A 16,642-nucleotide genomic window follows, 5' to 3' on the forward strand; every position below is an offset into this window, starting at 1 on the left:
CTTTATTTTGGCGCGCAGACTGCGGTATTCACGGACATATCGGCCATTTTTGTGGATCCAGCGACTGGCATCCTACTTGCTAGCAATAAACATGCAAATGCTAGCAATCAGGAGAGTAAACCATGGCCACCTGGCTTCCAAACCTGCAACGTCTGCTGTTCCCCGTGGCTGCGGCAGCCACGCTCAACCTGGCGATGATCCATGGCGCGCAAGCGGTCGAACCGCCGATCAAAGTCGGTTTGGTAGCCGCCCTTTCGGGCCAATCGGCCAAGTCCGGGGAAGCCCTGACCCGCGGCCTGACCATGGCCATCAATGAGGTCAATGCCAGCGGCGGCGTGCTTGGCCGTCAGTTGGAGCTGGTGCGTCGAGATGACGAAAGCAACCCGTCCAAGGGGATGCTCGCCGCGCGCGAGCTGGTCCAGCGCGAGAAGGTCACCGTGCTGTTCGGCGGACTGGACACGCCAGTTTCCCTGGCTATCGTGCCGCTGGCCAATCAGCTGAAAGTACCGTTCATGGGCATCTGGGCCGCGGGTACGAAAATCACCGAGAACGGTGCGGCAGACAACTACGTGTTCCGGGTCTCTGCCGTCGATGAGCTGGTGGACGAGGCCCTGGTGCAATACGGGGTCGACAACGGCATGAAAAAGCCGGGCATGATCCTCATCAATAATCCCTGGGGCGAATCCAACGAGGCAGGTTTCAAACGCGCCCTGGAAAAACGCAGCCTGGCCAATGCCGGTGTCGAGCGCATTCAGGACAGCGACCTGGATGTGGTTCCGCAACTGACTCGCCTGAAAAACGCCGGCGCGGACACTCTGCTGATGGTGGGCAATGTGGGTCCTTCGGCGCAGGTGGTCAAATCCCTGGACCGCATGGGCTGGGACGTGCCTGTGGTTTCTCACTGGGGGCCGGCGGGTGGTCGTTTCGGCGAATTGGCAGGGCCGAACGCGTCCAAGGTCCACTTCATTCAGACCTACGTGTTCACGGAACACAACGGTGCCAAGGGCGATGCATTGTTGGCCGCATTGAAAACGGCCTACCCGCAGATCAAGACCGTGGCCGACGTCACCCCGGCAGTCGGCATCGCCAATGCGTACGACGCGCTGCATCTCGCCGCTCAAGCCATCGAAAAGGCCGGCACCACGCAGGGCCCTGCCGTGCGCGACGGTTTCTACGCAGTCACGGACTATGACGGCTTGATCAAGCACTACAAGCAGCCGTTCAGCCCATCCAAGCATGATGCCCTGGGCCCTGACGACTATATCTTCACCCACTTCGTCAACGACCAGATCGTGCCGCTCAAGCCTCAGGAGTAAGCGATGTTCACCGCCGCCGTTATCACCGGGCTCGGCCTGGGCAGCATGTACGCCTTGCTGGCATTGGGTTTTCACCTCACCTACGTCGTATCGCGCACCGTCAACTTTGCCCAGGGCAGCGCCATGATGGTCGGTGCGGTGCTCGGCTACCTGTTTTGCATCAACTGGGGCTGGCCACTATGGCTAGGCGTGCCACTGACATTGATCCTCTGTGCGGTGTATGGCTTGGTGATCGAGCGCTACCTGGTGCGGCCCTTCCACAGCCGTGGTTCGCAGGCCTGGTTGATGGCAACGGTGGCGGGCGGGATTCTGGTGGACAACCTGGCGCTGTTTACCTTCGGCAAGGAACCTCGGCAGTTCGAGAGCCACTTGGTGAACCTGAATGTCGAGCTGTTCGGCAGCCATATCAGCGCCCTGCAGCTGTTGATTCCACTGGCAGGCGCGGCTGTCGCCCTGGCGCTGTATCTGGTACGGCGTTACACCCGGCTGGGCAAGGTATTGGAAGCCTGCGTGCAGAATCCGCGCGCTGCGATGCTGATGGGCATCAGCGTCAATCGTGTGGTCGCCATCGCCTTTGCGCTGTCGACCGTCTTCGCGGCGGTGGCGGGCCTGTTGATTGCACCATTGTTCAGCGTCAACGCGGAAATGGGCATGTTGTTCGGATTGAAAGCCTTTGCGGTGGCGATTCTCGGTGGCATCGGCAGCGCGGGCGGTGTGTTCGCCGCCGGATTGCTGTTCGGCCTGGCCGAGGCGTTGATCACCCTGTACTTCGGCTCGGCATTCACCCAGATATTCACGTTTGCACTGGTCATTCTGGCGCTGGCGATTCGGCCTAACGGCCTGTTCGGCAGCCGGGTATTGGTGAAAGTATGAACAACCTCAAAACCCTGGTCGCTCCAGCGTTCATCGCCTTGCTCGCTGTGGTCTGCGGCGTCATGGCGTTCACGCTCGACAGCTACTCGTTACTGGTTTTCACCCTCTGCGCCCTGGCGGCGGTGGTCGGCGTCGGCCTCAATATCCTGCTTGGCCTGAGCGGACAGATTTCCTTCGGGCATATCGCGTTCTACGCGATAGGCGCCTATGTATCGGCACTCCTGAGCATGGCCGGATGGACGCTGTGGCTGGCCCTGCCAATGGCCGGTGCGGTGGCGGGTCTGATTGGCGCGCTGCTGGCGATCCCCGCGCTTCGGGTCAGCGGCCCTTACCTGGCGATGATCACCATCGCCTTTGCGTTCGTGGTGCATCACGGCTTGATCGAATGGCGGGACGTGACCGGTGGCTCCAACGGCTTGATGGGTATCCCGCTACCGGAGTTCGCCGGCCTGGATCCAGCGATCCTGCTCGCCCTGCTGGCCGCCGCGCTGATGATCGGCGCGCTGCTGTTCTATCGACGCCTGAGCCAGAGTGGCTGGGGCAAGGCCATGCGTGCGGTGAAAACCTCGGAAATCGCGGCACGCTCGCTGGGCTTCAATCCGGTGATCAGCAAGACCCTGGCGTTCGCATTGTCCGCGGCCCTGACCGGGCTGGCAGGCGGTTTGCTCGCGCCATTGCTGATGTTCATCAACCCGGAATCCTTTCCCTTCTCCCAATCCATCCTGTTCGTTCTGGCCGTGATCGTGGGCGGCAGTGGCATGCTGTTCGGGCCGCTGATCGGCGCAGTGTTGATCGTGCTGGTCCCGGAACTGCTCTCGGATTTCGCCGAATACCGGCTGTTGATCTTCTCCCTGCTCCTGCTCATCGTATTGTGGATCGCGCCCAACGGACTGCTGGGCGCCCTTGCCCGACGCCTGATCAAACCGGTGCGCTTGCTGCCGCCGACGTCCATCGATCAAGCACGCATGGCCGCGCATCTACGCAGCCGTGGCCCGTCCTCGGGGTTGCGGGTTTCCGATATCGGCATTCGCTTCGGTGGTGTGCAGGCCGCGCAACACGTCAGCCTGCAGGCACCCGCTGGCAGTATCACCAGCATCATCGGCCCCAACGGCGCGGGCAAAACCACCGTTCTGAATATGATCAGTGGATTCTACGCACCAGACAGCGGCCAGATCGAATTGCAGCAACCGCTGGCCGGCCTACCGGCCTGGAAAACCGCCAGGGCCGGCATCGCCCGTACTTACCAGACCACCTTGCTGTTCGGCGAAATGTCCGTACTCGACAACCTGTTGGTGGCGATGCAGAAGGGACGCCTGGGTCTGCCGTTCAGCCGCGCCCCGGAAACACAACGCAGCCTGGCGCTGGATCTGCTGGCATTGGTGGGCTACCGCGGCGAGGTGAATATTCCCGCCGAAGATTTGCCTCACGTAGACCGTCGCCTGGTGGAAATAGCCCGGGCGCTGGCGACCGCACCGGCGGTATTGCTGCTGGATGAACCTGCGGCGGGCCTCAGTCGTCGCGACACCGACGACCTGGCGATACTGCTGCGCAAGCTGGCGGACTTCGGCCTCACGGTCATTCTGGTCGAGCACGACATGACGCTGGTCATGTCGGTGTCCGAGCATTTACTGGTGCTTGACGCTGGCAAGCCGATCGCCTCGGGACCGCCGTCTGAAATCCGCCAGAATCCGCAAGTGATCGCGGCCTATCTGGGCGGCACCGACTATCAGGCCACCGCGCGTGCCCAACCCTGGGCCGGTAGCCGCGATGCGCGTCTGTACGTCAAGGATCTGGTCATTGACTACGGCGCGTCCGCCGTGGTCAACAAGGTCAATCTGCTGGTCAATCCTGGCGAGCTGGTGGCCATTCTCGGCGCGAACGGCGCTGGCAAATCGAGCATTCTGCAATGCCTGGCCGGCCTGCATCGCGCCAGCAGCGGCAGCATCCTGCTCGACAACGAAAATATCGAACAGACCAGCGCCAGCCTGATTGCCGCGCAGGGCCTGGCACTGGTGCCCGAAGGCCGTCAGGTCTTCCCTTACCTGAGCGTGCGCGACAATTTGCTACTGGGCGGTTACTCGCGCCGCGAAGCCTTCGATACCGACGCTGAAATCGAGGCCATCCTCAAGCGCTTCCCTCGCCTGCGCGACCGCATCGACAACCCGGCTGGTCTGTTGTCCGGAGGTGAACAGCAAATGGTCGCCGTGGGGCGCGGCCTGATGGCGAAGCCGAAAATCCTGTTGCTCGACGAACCCTCCCTGGGCCTGTCGCCCGCCATGATCGGCGAGCTTTACGACGCGCTGGCTGCCCTGCGTGACGAGGGCGTGACCATTCTACTGGTGGACCAGATGGCCAACCTGGCGCTGCAAGTGGCAGATCGTGCGTATGTGCTGGAAACCGGGACCATCGTGAAAACCGGCAGCGCCGCTCAATTGCGCGAAGACAAAGACTTGGCTGCGGCCTACCTGGGCGAAGGTGTCAGTGCATGAAGGCGATGAAGATCATCAATGTGCGGCTCGGCGCCGATAGCCACCTGACCAAACTGCAGGTCGAGAACGGCTATTTCGTCGAAGCCTTGAGCGCAGACGCAGGCCCGTGGGAAACCCTCGATTTGCGTGGGCAGCTCGTGATGCCCGGCCTGATCGAAACCCACATTCACCTGGACAAAGCCTGCATCATGCAGCGATGCCATCTTCAGGAAGGCACGCTGGCGGAAGCGGTGGCCCAAACCCGAGCGGCCAAAGCCGGGTTTACCGAAGACGATGTGTATCGGCGCGGCGCGCAGGTGCTGGACAAGGCCATCGTGCAAGGCACCACGCACATGCGCACCCATGTGGAGCTGGATCCACAGATCGGCTTGATCGGTTTCCATGCCATTCGCCGTTTGCAGGCCGACTATGCATGGGCTATCACCCTGGAACTGTGTGTGTTTCCGCAGGAAGGAATGCTCAACAACCCAGGGACCGAGGCACTGTTGTGCCAGGCACTGGAAAGCGGTGCAACGGTCCTGGGTGGGTGCCCGTATATGGACAGCGACCCGCTGGGGCAGATCCAGCGGCTGTTCGAACTGGCCACACGCTACGACTGCGACCTGGACCTGCATCTGGATTTCGATTTGAACCCCGAAGGCCTGACCGTCATGGAAGTCGCGCGCTGCACTCGGCTGCATGGTTGGGGCGGACGCGTGACCATTGGCCATGTGACCAAGCTGTCCGCCTTGCCCCAGGAATCACTGACGGGGCTCGCATTGGAGCTGGCCGAAGCGGGCGTTCAGGTGACCTGCCTGCCCAGCACCGACCTGTTCCTGATGGGTCGCGACGTGTTCCACAACAAACCTCGGGGGCTGGCACCGCTGGCGCATCTGCACGCCTGCGGCGTGACGTGTTCGGTGTCCACCAACAATGTCGGCAACCCCTTTACGCCCTATGGCGATGCTTCGCTGGTGCGTCAGGCCAACCTTTTCGCCAACGTCAGCCAGATGGGCACAGTGCCGCAATTGCTGCAGTGCCTGGCCTGGGTATCCAGCGAATCGGCACGCCTGCTCAGGCTGAAAGATTACGGCCTGCTACCGGGCTGCCGCGCCGACTTCATCGTCTTCGACGCGCCTTCGCCAGCAGCGGTGATCGCCGAGATAAGCGCCCCGGTGATGGGCTTCAAGGGTGGCAGGCAAACATTCAGTCGACCGGTCGGGACGTTGCTGAGGCCATGATTGAACGGGCAAGCCTGCCCGTCAGCCACTCAGCGCCTGCTTGAGGTTGAACTCCTCCAAGGCTCGCTCTTCCAGGGCCAACTGCCCTTCCAGTTCGTCCAGGTGCTCCAGCATGACCCGTACGGCCCCCGCGTTATCGCCCTGTTCCAGCGCGGTGATGATCTGCTGATGTTCGTCCGACGCGCATGACGGCACATCGTTGCGCTGGTACAGCGCCACGATCAATGAGCTGCGCACCATCAGATTTCCAAGGATATCGCTGAGCACGACGTTTCCACTGATTTCGCCGAGCATGAGGTGAAATTCACTCAGCTCGCGAACGATGGCGCGTCGATCGGTATCGCTGGTGGCTTTGCGCTCGTTGTTCATATGGCTGGCAATGCGCTGGCGGTGCTTGCGCATCACGGCCGGGGTAATGGCCTCGACGATCGCCCGCTCGATGGCGCGACGGGCACTGAAGATATCCCGCGCTTCCTTGGCGGTAGGCTGGGCCACCATGGCGCCCCGATTGGCTTCGATGGTCACTACTTTCTGCATCGCCAGCCGCTGCAGGGCGACTTGCACGTGATTGCGGTTGGCCTGCAAGGTTTCGACGATGTGGGCTTCGACCAAGCGAGTGCCGGGCGGCAGGCGATGGTGGGCAATAGCGTTGAACAGCGCATCGACGATACGCTGCACCTCAAGCTGTTTGGCAGTGACGGTACTCAACCCCATCGTTTCCTCTGTTGTCTAGAAAGCCTCATGCCTATACACGAGATGGCTAGTATCCGGCAAATACCCGTTCAACCTTCAGTCTGCCTGACCAAGTGCCGTACCCTCGCCTCGCGGATCATGCATGGCACTGCGCCGCCCCTGGGCATCGATGGCGATGATACCGGCATGGCCCGTCATCGGGCTCTGCGCCGGTATGATTTCCACCCCATGACCCAGCGCCGCCAGGCCTTCGATGCTCGTGGCGCTCATATCGCCTTCGAGTTTGAGGTTGTCGGTGCTGTCGAAAAAACTGCGGCCCAGCAAAAAGCGGGGGAAGCCCAAGGCCTGATCGATAGGCTGCTGATAGTCGATGAGCTGCGTCGCCAGGACCATCTGCGTCTGCGGTTGACCATCGCCTCCCTGAGTGCCGAAGAACCAGCGGCGACCATCGTCGGCCAGGTAACAGGATGGGTTGAGCGTATGGGCGGGACGCTTGCCGGGGGCCCAGCCATTGACGTGTTCGGGACTGGCGTTGAAACCCGCAGCACGGTTCTGCCACAGCACCCCGGTGTCGCCCAGAATACAGCCCGAGCCGAAGTCATGAAACAGGCTCTGGATGAGGCAGGCCGTCCGACCCTGGGCATCGGTCGCAGCCATCCAGACCGTATCGGCAGGACGCCCCGGCTCGTTCCACGGCGCTGCTCGCTGGTCGTCGATGGCATCGGCATACCCTCGAACGTGCCGTTCATCGAGACTGGCGGCGAAATCCCAAGCCGTACCCAGGGGGTCGCACAATTGCGCGTTGCGGCGCAGCAGACCTTGCTTGATGGCTTCGACCAGGTAGTGGTAGTAAAGCGCGCTGCCATTGCCGACCTGCGCGAGTGGCTTATGCTGCAGCGCGGCCATGGCTTGCAGGGTGTAAAGACCCTGGCACGGCGGTGCGACGTTGTAGAGTCGGCCCTGGCGGTAAGGTACCGAAACAGGGGCCACCAGCGGTGCACGCGTGGCCGCCAGGTCGGCCTGGGTCAAGCCACAACCGAGCCGATCGAACGCCGCCCCGAACGCGTGAGCCAACTCGCCTTGATAAAAATCCTCGACCCCGTACCTGGCCAGATGCCGCAGGGTGTTGGCAAGCGCCGGCTGACGCAGCGTATCGCCTGCGCGCAACCAGCGCCCATCGGTCTTGCAGACACCGTGCAGGTCCGACAGCTGCTCGATGAGTGGCTGCCGCAGTGTCTGCCAAAACAGCTGGGACTGTGAAACAGGCGTGCCCGCCTCCGCCACGCTGGCGGCGTCCTGCAACAGGTCGGCCCAACCCAAATGGGAGCCCCACTCCTGCCGGCTGATAGTCGCCGCCGTCTGCCAACTCGCCAGCGCACCTGCCGTGGTGGCGACCGACGATGGACCTCTCAAACCGATGACTCCGCCGTCGGGCAACCGCTGCCCGGCCTGGCCGATCCCCACGATGGTGCGGACCTGGGTGTCGTGGATCATCCAGAGGGCATCTCCGCCCAGGCCGGTCATGTGCGGGAAGACCACGGCCAGCATCGCACTGGCTGCCAGCATGGCATCAATGGCCGTGCCACCCGCATCGAGGATCTGCATCCCTGCGGCAGTGGCTTGGGCGTGAGGCGTGCAGATCACAGCATGAGAAGAGGTAGCGATCATGATTCGAGGCCCTGACTTTGCTAGCTATTTATGAATTTATTGTTAGCAGAGCAATAAGTGTGCCGCGCTTTTTTCTTGGTGGCTGGTGAGGCTCGGGTTGGGCAAACGGCAGTGGGCTGAATCAATGGCGGCGAAGAGGATCTTCAGGCTTTCAGACGGTGTTTCCTATCAGCGGGGACACGATCTGCGCCCCCGCTACGGTCATTGCGCGGCGTTGAACTGCGGGGTGGCCTCGATAGGCGCCTTGACCAACAGATACGGCGGCTGCCGGGTGTCGAACCCCTTGCCCATCCGGCTCCACTGCCCCAACGTCACGTACACCGAATCGGCGGTCACGAATACGCCGTCCGGCCAAACCAGTCGCGGGTCGCGCACGACCACGTCGAGGCGTCCATCCGGCCAGCGACGCAGCACCTGATGATGCTCGGCATCGGTCATGTACAGACGGCCCTGAGCGTCCATGTCCATCCCGTCGACCATTACCTTCTCGCCTTCATCCTTGATCCGGGCAGCCAGTTGTCGATCATCGAGGCCGAAGTCGGAAAGTGCTGCGGTTGGCAGACTCCACAGGTGTCGACTGGTGAGCGGTGAATAGAACAGACGCGAACTATCGGGCGTCAGCGCCAGACCATCGACGCCACCGTGAGGGAATGCCGTGTTCTTGCCGTCGTAGCGCATGGGCACACCGTCGAGCTGGGTGACGAAATCCATCTGCGCCACGATGGAAGGATGACCGGTAAGCACACGACGCTGCTTCCCCGTGGCCAGATCCACCACCACCAAAGCCGGGTCGTCGCCGAAGGATGAGTCGGCGACATAAGCGGTGCCTTGGCTGCCGTGGGTCAGATCGATGCGCAGGTCATTCATGTGGCTGTCCTGACGCAGAGCATCCTTGAGCTCGATGGACGTCACGATGCTGTTGCTGCTCAAGTCGATACCCACCACCTTCGCCGCCCCCGCCGGAATGCCCTGCTTGCCGGCGCGCTTGCCATCGTCGATCAACCAGAGGCGCCCACGCTTATCCAGGGTCATGCCATGCAGGGAAACGAGACGCTTGGCGTCGGACAGCCCAGACGGCAGGCTGACATCGGCGGAGGGATAGGGAACCAGCTTACCGTTGACCAACTCGCCCAGCGTCATGCCAGCGTGATCATCGGCATGACGCGGAAAGCCGACAAAGGTGCGCCCTTCCGGAGTAACCACGATGCCCGACGGCCCTGGGCCGCTGAACGCCGCCACCTCCTGGATCGAACCAATGGGAACCACGCTGCGATCAATGGTCTCGGCCTGGGCTGCATTCGCTGTCAAAGCCAACATCGCGGCCGCCAGGGCGGTGATCGAGGCTCGCTTCAATGGGTTTTTGGTCATCCTTTCCGGGCTCCTGCGGGATGAGATGGGCTGGTCTGCACCGAGTTGTGAAACCGGTTTCAGAGGTGTGCGAAAAAAAACCTGTCGGGGTGTCGGATGGAACGGACGGCGCGACAGATTCATGGGTATTGAAGGGAGTTGGGGTGGGGAAGTTCCACTGGATGAAGGGTGACGTGTGGCTGGGAATGGACTGAACGATGGTTGACGGCCGGTGCGTCACGATCGAAGTCGGGGAGTCGGAGACGATCAAATCGACGCAGCCGCCAAACCGAGGCTTGATGGTTAATTCCACCGCGTGAAATGGCGTCCAAAACAAAAAGCCCCCGAGAACGTCAACGTTTTCGGGGGCTTAGCGTGTAGCAATAATGGCGGAGAGATAGGGATTCGAACCCTAGGTACCGGTGAAGGTACAACGGATTTCGAATCCGTCCCATTCGGCCACTCTGGCATCTCTCCAACGGCGCGAATCATACCAGCGTCTGCGCCAAACGCGAAGCCCCTGATGCAAAATAATTTGCGAATTCAGGCGCTTGCGCGTCTACAGCGGTGTTACAGCGGCACGCCCAGGCGGTTGGCCACTTCTTCGTAGGCTTCGATGACGTCGCCCAGACCCTGGCGGAAGCGGTCCTTGTCCATTTTCTTGCGGGTGTCCTTGTCCCACAGACGGCAGCCGTCGGGGCTGAATTCGTCGCCCAGGACGATGGAGCCGTCACTGAACACGCCGAATTCGAGCTTGAAGTCGACCAGCAGCAGGCCGGCGTCGTCGAAAAGCTTGATCAGCACGTCGTTGACCTTGAGCGACAGCTCTTTCATCTTCGCCAGCTGCTCGGCGGTGCCCCAGCCGAAGGCCACGACGTGGGATTCGTTGATGAACGGGTCACCCTTGGCGTCGTCCTTGAGGAACAGTTCGAAGGTGTACGGGTTCAGCTTCATGCCCTCTTCGACGCCCAGACGCTTGACCAGGCTGCCGGCGGCGTAGTTGCGCACCACGCATTCGACCGGAATCATGTCGAGCTTCTTGACCAGCACTTCGTTGTCGGCCAGCAGCTTGTCAAATTGAGTCGGGATGCCCGCCGCTTCCAGCTTCTGCATGATGAAGGCGTTGAACTTGTTGTTCACCATGCCCTTGCGGTCGAGCTGTTCGATGCGCTTGCCATCGAACGCCGAGGTGTCGTTGCGGAACAGCAGGATCAAGCGGTCGGCGTCGTCGGTCTTGTACACCGACTTGGCTTTGCCGCGGTAGAGTTCTTCACGTTTTTCCATGATGGGCTCCGCTTGCTAAAAGTATGGGCTAGGCGCCCCTTTGGGACGCTAGGCGATGTGACGCCAGTCGAGCCCTGAATCTTGATCGGCCACTTGCAGCCAGTCCGCGTCGCACCCCAGGGTGTCGACGAAGCATTGCCGAGCCAGCTGCGGCAGGTTGTTCTTGCTGCTCAGGTGGGCCAGCACCAGGTGTTGCAGGTTCTTCCAGCCCAACTGTTCCACCAGGCCAGCAGCCTGGTGATTGTTCAGATGGCCCCAGTCACCGCCGACGCGCTGCTTGAGGAAATAAGGGTAGTGCCCACGGGCGAGCATGTCGCGGCAATGGTTGCTTTCGATCATCAAGGCGTCCAGGCCCTGATAGTGGTCGCGAACCCTGGCGCAATGGGAGCCCAGGTCGGTCAGCAGACCGAAGCGGCGCTTGCCGTCGGTGAATACGTACTGGGTAGGCTCCAGAGCGTCGTGGGCCACGGAGACCACTTCGATGCGCAACGCCCCGACGTCCAGCACGTCGCCACAACGCACATGGCTGCGCACCGGCACCGGCTTGCGCAGACCGCGCTCGGTGCCCTGGCTCATGTAGACGGGCACGCCATGACGCCGCGCCAGCAGCTCCACGCCATGCACGTGGTCGGCATGTTCGTGGGTCACCAGCACGGCGCTCAATTGCGCGGCGCTCAGGCCCAGACGGGCCAGCCGACGTTCGGTTTCCCGCAGGGAGAAACCGCAGTCGACCAGCACGTGCGTGTCTTCGCTGCTGACCAGTGTGCCATTCCCTTGGCTACCGCTTCCGAGAACGGCGAAACGCATCGCTTAGCCCAGGTTGTCTTGAATCACACCCAACACGCGGCGGGCAACGTCTGCCGGGGCCACGGTGTTGATGTTCTTCTCGACAGTGACCTGAACGGTGTCGCCCACCTTGCTCAGGCGCACCTGGTAACGCTCGGCGCGGGCTTCGATCTCTTCCTTGCTCGGCGCATTGCCGAACACGCGGCTGAAGAAGCCGGGCTTGTCGTCGGCGCGCTGGGCGGACTCGGCGAGGTTGATGTAGTACAGGCCCAGGCTGCGGTTGATGTCTTCGATGCGCCACTGGCCCTGTTCAAGGGCACGACCCACGCTGGACCAGGCACGGTCCAGGTCGGCGCCGACGTTGAGCACCGGGTTGCCGCTGCCGTCTTCGCTCATGGCTACACGGCTGGGCGCGTCGAAATCACGCGCGGCAACCAGAGACACCGAGCCGCCGCGTTCCGAGTCGCGGGTCATGCTGGCGAGCATCTGGTCGACCAGAATCGAATCCAGGCCAGTGTTCACCGAACGTGCGGGGAAATCGGGCTCGCTGGTGCTGCCACCCGGACGCTCGACGCTGACCACGTAGATTTCGCTGCTGTTGCGTTGCACGCCTGGCTCGATGCGCACGCGCACGCGGGTTTCGCTTTCACCGGAGGTGGTCGCGCCGCTCAGGCGCTGCGCCATGGAGGCGGAGAGCTCGTCGAAGCGCTGCCAGGTGGTGGTGAATTCGCCGGTCTGCGGGCGGTCTTCGGCGATGCGGAAACCGTTGTCCTCGAAGAACTGGTGCGCGATCGGCCAGACTTCGGCAGGTGCGCGCTGGGCCAGGATCCAGCGGTTGTCACCGCTGCGCTGCAGCGAGAAATCGCTGGCCTGGGCCGCCACCTGCAAGGGCAGTGGACGCGGTACTTCGAATTCGGATGCCTTGGCGTTGTCGTCGGCGACGTTGCGCGGGATCGGCAGCAGCGGATCCAGACGCTTGTCGGTTTGCACGCCGGGCGGCAGTTGCATCGGGGCGGTTTGGGTCGCCTCGAGGTAATCATTGCCACGATCGCGGAAATAACCGTTTTCGCCCCAGAGCCACCCGCAACCGCTGGTGCTCGAAATGACCAAGGCAAGGGCAGAAAGGCCAGCCAATCGCTTCATGCGTCTTACTTCCTCAATTAAACCAGGACGCCGGACTGGCGCAGGGCCTGCCGCAGCGGTTCATGACAGGTGGCGCTCAACCAGGTGAGCGGCAGGCGAATGCCTTCGGGCATCAAGCCCATTTCGTGCAACGCCCATTTGACCGGAATCGGGTTGGCTTCCAGGAACAGGTTCTTGTGCAGCGGCATCAGCTTGTCGTTGATGGCGCGGGCCAGTTCCGCCTCGCCGTTCAACGCCGCGTTGCACAGGTCGGCCATGGCGCGCGGGGCGACGTTGGCAGTGACCGAAATATTGCCCTTGCCGCCCAGCAGAATCAGCTCGACGGCCGTGGGATCGTCACCGGACAGCACGAGGAAATCGCTGTCGACACGGCTGATGATGTCCTTGGCGCGCTCGAGGTTGCCGGTGGCTTCCTTGATGCCGATGATGTTCGGCACCTTGGACAGCCGCACGACGGTGTCGGCCAGCATGTCGCAGGCGGTACGACCGGGAACGTTGTAGAGGATCTGCGGGATGTCGACGGTTTCAGCAACGTGCTTGAAGTGCTGGTACAGGCCTTCCTGGGTCGGCTTGTTGTAGTACGGGGTCACCAGCAGGCAGGCATCGGCGCCGGCGCGCTTGGCATTGCGGGTCAGCTCGACGGCCTCGCGGGTGGAATTGGCACCGGTGCCGGCGATGACCGGGATACGCCCGTTCACCTGCTTGACCACGTGCTCGATGACCTTGATGTGCTCTTCGTAATCAAGGGTCGCCGACTCGCCGGTGGTGCCGACGGCGACGATGGCATGGGTGCCCTCCTGCAGATGGAAGTCCACCAGCTTGCTCAGGCTGTCCCAGTCCAGACGCCCTTGGGCGTCCATGGGTGTGACCAGTGCCACCATACTGCCCGCAATCATGCAACCGCTCCTGCCGGAAAAAGAGAGCGGTAATGGTACTGGCGCCAACCACCTTGCACAAGCGAAGTACCACGCCGCGAGCATTCCCCTTCGCGCCGCTTTTCTATACCCTTTCAGACTTTGATCGGCAGGGGTTGCCTTTCTTGCCTGGTCATCGCCTGCCGTAACGGCGCTTCGAACCCCGTCCCTGAGCCTTGTCACCTGGCGTCACCCCGTATCTGCGGGCGTTGCCGGGCAGTCAGCGCAGGTTCGCACGAGGTACGGCGCAGGCCTTGAACCAGTCATCCGGCCCCTTGAAGCTGCCGACCGCTCATCGCTTTAGGAATGCTGCATGTCCACCCCCACAGTTCGCGAACAATTCCTCGTCATCAGCGCCCTGGGCCGCAACCCCATGGAACTGACCAATGTACTGTGCCGCGCGGCCCACGACGCCCGCTGCTCGGTGTCCACCTCGCGCCTGACTCGTCATGGCGAATACAGCGCCCTGGTTCTGCAGGTATCGGGCAACTGGGACGCCCTGGCGCGCCTGGAAACCGGCCTGAGCTCGCTGGCCAAGAAGCACGACTTCACCGTCAGCCTGGTGCGCAGCGCCACCCTGGACAGTCGCCCGCAGGCGCTGCCTTACGTGGCCTATGTCAGCTCGGCGTATCGTTCCGACATCATCAACGAGCTGTGCCAGTTCTTCATCGACCACAACGTCGAGCTCGAGAACCTGACCTGCGACACCTACCAGGCGCCGCAGACCGGTGGCACCATGCTCAATGCCACGTTCACCGTGACGCTGCCTGCCGGTGTGCAGATCAGCTGGTTGCGCGACCAGTTCCTGGACTTCGCCGATGCGCTGAACCTGGATGCGCTGATCGAACCCTGGCGTCCACAGAACCCCATGTAAGGATTGACCGATGGCTGTCGCCCTCAATGAACCTGTTGCCGATTTCCAAGCCCAGGCCACCGGCGGTCAGACCGTCAGCCTGAGCGAGCTCAAGGGCCGCCAGGTGGTGGTCTATTTCTACCCCAAGGACAGCACGCCGGGCTGCACCACTCAGGGCCAGGACTTCCGCGACCTGCTCGAGCAGTTCAAGGCCGCCGACACCGAGGTGTTCGGTGTGTCGCGCGACGGGCTCAAGTCCCACGAGAACTTCAAAGCCAAGCAGGGCTTCACCTTCGAGCTGATCAGCGACAAGGACGAGGCGCTGTGCCAGCTGTTCGATGTGATCAAGCTGAAGAAGCTGTATGGCAAGGAGTACCTGGGCGTGGACCGCAGCACCTTCCTGATCGATCGGGACGGCGTATTGCGCCAGGAATGGCGTGGCGTGAAGGTGCCAGGGCATGTGCAGAGTGTGCTGGAGGCGGCACAGGCGTTGAGCAAGGGTTGATATCGGCGGTGGCCCCTTCGCGGCCGCTGACCGCTCCTACAGACAGGATCACCTGTGGGAGCGGGCTCTGCCCGCGAAGCCCGCACCGCGGTCTCAGAGCATCGGCGCGACGGTAGGCTCCTGCCTTGGCCAGGCATCCAGCACGGCCTTGAACAGGGTCGCCAGGGGAATGGCGAAGAAGATGCCCCAGAATCCCCACAACCCGCCGAACAACAGCACCGCACAGATGATCGCCACCGGGTGCAGGTTCACCGCCTCGGAGAACAGCAACGGCACCAGCACGTTGCCATCCAGGGTCTGGATGATGCCGTACACCACCATCAGGTAGATGAACTGGTCACCCCAGCCCCACTGGAACAGCGCGATCAGCGTGACCGGGACCGTCACCACCACCGCCCCCACGTAGGGCACCACCACCGACAACCCCACCAGCAGTGCCAGCAGAGCGGCGTAGTTCAGCCCCAATGCGACGAAGGCGATGTAGGTCACCACGCCGCAGATGAAGATCTCGATGACCTTACCGCGGATGTAATTGGCGATCTGCCGGTTCATCTCCTGCGCCACCCGAGTCAGCAGCGCACGCTCGCGCGGCAGGTAGCCGCTGACCCAGCGGCCGATCATCACCCGGTCCTTGAGGAAGAAGAACACCAGGATGGGCACCAGTACGAAATAGATCATGACGTTGACCAGCAGAGGCAGGCTGGACAGGGAAAAAGTCAGTGCCCACTGGCCGAATTTGCCGATCTCGCCGCGGGCCGCTTCGATGGCCTGCAATACCTGCTCGTCGCTGACCAGGTGCGGATAGCGCTCGGGCAGCAGCAACAGCAGCGACTGCCATTTGCCGAGCATGCCGGGCAGCTCGTTGAACAGGGTGATCACCTGATGCCAGAGCAGCGGCACGAGCACCAGCATGAACAGCGCCAGCGCGCCCATGAACAACGCGAACACCGCGCCGACGGCCACGCCAGAGGGCCCCCGCAGGCGCCCCAGAATGTTGACCAGGCCTTGCATGAGGACCGCCAGCACCACCCCCGCCAGCACGGGTGCCAGCATCCCGCCCAAGGTCAGAACGGCGGTGAACGCCAGCACCAGCAGCACCGCCAGAATGACGGCCTCCTCATCGGAAAAGTAACGCTGGATCCAGTCGCGTAGCACTTTGAACATTGAAATTCCCTTGAATGACCCAGCTACCAGGGTGGTGGCTCAGGCCTTGCGCAACCAATACGAGTAGACCCCGTCCAGCGCCTTTTCGTGTAACAGCGCATGACCTGCCAAGGTGGCAAACGAACGGAAGTCGCGCTGCGAGCCGGCGTCGGTGGCGATCACCTTCAGTACCGTACCACTGGCCATGCGGTTGAGTTCCAGCTTGGCCTTGAGCAATGGCAACGGGCAATTAAGACCGCTGGTGTCCAGCTCGACGTCACATTCAGGCACATCGTTCATCGATATCTTCTCCAGCCAAAGGGTGCCGTGGCGCTGCGGTGAATCCCGGCAGACTGCGGCGCGACAGAATAACCCAAGGTTGCCGCCTCTGGTGGTCGCCGAATGGGG

The 16,642-nt window shown here is 62.3% G+C and carries 15 protein-coding genes and 1 tRNA gene; 6 read left to right on the forward strand and 10 right to left on the reverse strand.

The genetic code is table 11. From position 1 onward, the window contains the following. Positions 1 to 122: 122 nt before the first annotated feature. From AC788_RS20195 to AC788_RS20210, 4 genes are read left to right on the forward strand one after another with little or no spacing between them, the layout of a single operon-like run. The gene (locus AC788_RS20195) at positions 123 to 1,316 is read left to right on the forward strand and encodes an ABC transporter substrate-binding protein (protein ID WP_049862319.1); all 1,194 of its coding nucleotides are present in this window, start codon (positions 123 to 125) and stop codon (positions 1,314 to 1,316) included. 3 nt (positions 1,317 to 1,319) lie between these two features. Then, positions 1,320 to 2,189 carry a branched-chain amino acid ABC transporter permease gene (locus tag AC788_RS20200; RefSeq protein WP_049862320.1) on the forward strand — a complete coding sequence of 290 codons (870 nt, stop codon included), beginning with the start codon at positions 1,320 to 1,322 and terminating at the stop codon, positions 2,187 to 2,189. Continuing rightward, the gene (locus AC788_RS20205; protein WP_049862321.1) at positions 2,186 to 4,678 is read left to right on the forward strand and encodes a branched-chain amino acid ABC transporter ATP-binding protein/permease; all 2,493 of its coding nucleotides are present in this window, start codon (positions 2,186 to 2,188) and stop codon (positions 4,676 to 4,678) included. The genes AC788_RS20200 and AC788_RS20205 overlap by 4 nt, the downstream gene beginning before the upstream one ends. Then, positions 4,675 to 5,898 (forward strand): amidohydrolase family protein, encoded by a 1,224-nt coding sequence (locus AC788_RS20210; RefSeq protein ID WP_049862322.1) that lies wholly within the window; start codon positions 4,675 to 4,677, stop codon positions 5,896 to 5,898. Before AC788_RS20205 ends, AC788_RS20210 begins: the two co-directional genes overlap by 4 nt. A gap of 21 nt (positions 5,899 to 5,919) precedes the next feature. On the opposite strand, the gene AC788_RS20215 is transcribed toward AC788_RS20210, so the two are convergent. The 8 genes from AC788_RS20215 to dapA form a co-directional block, all read right to left on the reverse strand. Further along, complete coding sequence (locus AC788_RS20215) at positions 5,920 to 6,612, reverse strand: GntR family transcriptional regulator (protein ID WP_049862323.1); 693 nt, start codon at positions 6,610 to 6,612, stop codon at positions 5,920 to 5,922. A gap of 75 nt (positions 6,613 to 6,687) precedes the next feature. Beyond that, positions 6,688 to 8,259, reverse strand: coding sequence for a gamma-glutamyltransferase family protein (locus tag AC788_RS20220; RefSeq protein WP_049862324.1), 1,572 nt, complete (start codon positions 8,257 to 8,259; stop codon positions 6,688 to 6,690). Positions 8,260 to 8,460: 201 nt separating this feature from the next. Next, positions 8,461 to 9,576 carry an SMP-30/gluconolactonase/LRE family protein gene (locus tag AC788_RS20225; protein ID WP_236690547.1) on the reverse strand — a complete coding sequence of 372 codons (1,116 nt, stop codon included), beginning with the start codon at positions 9,574 to 9,576 and terminating at the stop codon, positions 8,461 to 8,463. Positions 9,577 to 9,993: 417 nt separating this feature from the next. Further along, positions 9,994 to 10,083: transfer RNA gene (locus AC788_RS20230), tRNA-Ser, on the reverse strand. A gap of 93 nt (positions 10,084 to 10,176) precedes the next feature. After that, entirely contained in the window at positions 10,177 to 10,890 is a 714-nt protein-coding gene (purC, locus tag AC788_RS20235) for a phosphoribosylaminoimidazolesuccinocarboxamide synthase (protein WP_049862326.1), read from the reverse strand. A 48-nt stretch (positions 10,891 to 10,938) separates the two neighbouring features. Continuing rightward, positions 10,939 to 11,697: an MBL fold metallo-hydrolase gene (locus AC788_RS20240; protein WP_049862327.1), complete on the reverse strand. Its 759-nt coding sequence runs from the start codon at positions 11,695 to 11,697 to the stop codon at positions 10,939 to 10,941. Between the two features lie 3 nt (positions 11,698 to 11,700). Beyond that, positions 11,701 to 12,819, reverse strand: a complete 1,119-nt coding sequence (gene bamC, locus AC788_RS20245; protein WP_049862328.1) for an outer membrane protein assembly factor BamC — start codon at positions 12,817 to 12,819, stop codon at positions 11,701 to 11,703. A gap of 17 nt (positions 12,820 to 12,836) precedes the next feature. Further along, the gene (dapA, locus tag AC788_RS20250) at positions 12,837 to 13,715 is read right to left on the reverse strand and encodes a 4-hydroxy-tetrahydrodipicolinate synthase (protein WP_049862329.1); all 879 of its coding nucleotides are present in this window, start codon (positions 13,713 to 13,715) and stop codon (positions 12,837 to 12,839) included. Positions 13,716 to 14,046: 331 nt separating this feature from the next. Here dapA and AC788_RS20255 point away from each other — a divergent pair, with 331 nt between their 5' ends. Further along, the gene (locus AC788_RS20255) at positions 14,047 to 14,607 is read left to right on the forward strand and encodes a glycine cleavage system protein R (protein ID WP_043184988.1); all 561 of its coding nucleotides are present in this window, start codon (positions 14,047 to 14,049) and stop codon (positions 14,605 to 14,607) included. Positions 14,608 to 14,617: 10 nt separating this feature from the next. Next, complete coding sequence (locus AC788_RS20260; protein ID WP_043184985.1) at positions 14,618 to 15,091, forward strand: peroxiredoxin; 474 nt, start codon at positions 14,618 to 14,620, stop codon at positions 15,089 to 15,091. A 93-nt stretch (positions 15,092 to 15,184) separates the two neighbouring features. Here AC788_RS20260 and AC788_RS20265 read toward each other — a convergent pair whose 3' ends face one another. Further along, positions 15,185 to 16,255, reverse strand: coding sequence for an AI-2E family transporter (locus AC788_RS20265; protein ID WP_049862330.1), 1,071 nt, complete (start codon positions 16,253 to 16,255; stop codon positions 15,185 to 15,187). A gap of 39 nt (positions 16,256 to 16,294) precedes the next feature. Next, positions 16,295 to 16,534, reverse strand: coding sequence for a sulfurtransferase TusA family protein (locus AC788_RS20270; RefSeq protein WP_049862331.1), 240 nt, complete (start codon positions 16,532 to 16,534; stop codon positions 16,295 to 16,297). Between the last annotated feature and the right edge of the window lie 108 nt (positions 16,535 to 16,642).

It is taken from the genome of Pseudomonas sp. RIT-PI-a (assembly GCF_001187875.1).
Taxonomy (GTDB): Bacteria; Pseudomonadota; Gammaproteobacteria; order Pseudomonadales; family Pseudomonadaceae; genus Aquipseudomonas; species Aquipseudomonas coleopterorum.

Excerpts from the sequence above, each read along its gene's own strand:
- AC788_RS20195 (WP_049862319.1), top strand. The coding sequence starts at position 123 with ATGGCCACCTGGCTTCCAAACCTGCAACGTCTGCTGTTCCCCGTGGCT.
- AC788_RS20200 (WP_049862320.1), top strand. The coding sequence starts at position 1,320 with ATGTTCACCGCCGCCGTTATCACCGGGCTCGGCCTGGGCAGCATGTAC.
- AC788_RS20205 (WP_049862321.1), top strand. The coding sequence starts at position 2,186 with ATGAACAACCTCAAAACCCTGGTCGCTCCAGCGTTCATCGCCTTGCTC.
- AC788_RS20210 (WP_049862322.1), top strand. The coding sequence starts at position 4,675 with ATGAAGGCGATGAAGATCATCAATGTGCGGCTCGGCGCCGATAGCCAC.
- AC788_RS20215 (WP_049862323.1), bottom strand. The coding sequence starts at position 6,612 with ATGGGGTTGAGTACCGTCACTGCCAAACAGCTTGAGGTGCAGCGTATC.
- AC788_RS20220 (WP_049862324.1), bottom strand. The coding sequence starts at position 8,259 with ATGATCGCTACCTCTTCTCATGCTGTGATCTGCACGCCTCACGCCCAA.
- AC788_RS20225 (WP_236690547.1), bottom strand. The coding sequence starts at position 9,576 with ATGTTGGCTTTGACAGCGAATGCAGCCCAGGCCGAGACCATTGATCGC.
- purC (WP_049862326.1), bottom strand. The coding sequence starts at position 10,890 with ATGGAAAAACGTGAAGAACTCTACCGCGGCAAAGCCAAGTCGGTGTAC.
- AC788_RS20240 (WP_049862327.1), bottom strand. The coding sequence starts at position 11,697 with ATGCGTTTCGCCGTTCTCGGAAGCGGTAGCCAAGGGAATGGCACACTG.
- bamC (WP_049862328.1), bottom strand. The coding sequence starts at position 12,819 with ATGAAGCGATTGGCTGGCCTTTCTGCCCTTGCCTTGGTCATTTCGAGC.
- dapA (WP_049862329.1), bottom strand. The coding sequence starts at position 13,715 with ATGATTGCGGGCAGTATGGTGGCACTGGTCACACCCATGGACGCCCAA.
- AC788_RS20255 (WP_043184988.1), top strand. The coding sequence starts at position 14,047 with ATGTCCACCCCCACAGTTCGCGAACAATTCCTCGTCATCAGCGCCCTG.
- AC788_RS20260 (WP_043184985.1), top strand. The coding sequence starts at position 14,618 with ATGGCTGTCGCCCTCAATGAACCTGTTGCCGATTTCCAAGCCCAGGCC.
- AC788_RS20265 (WP_049862330.1), bottom strand. The coding sequence starts at position 16,255 with ATGTTCAAAGTGCTACGCGACTGGATCCAGCGTTACTTTTCCGATGAG.
- AC788_RS20270 (WP_049862331.1), bottom strand. The coding sequence starts at position 16,534 with ATGAACGATGTGCCTGAATGTGACGTCGAGCTGGACACCAGCGGTCTT.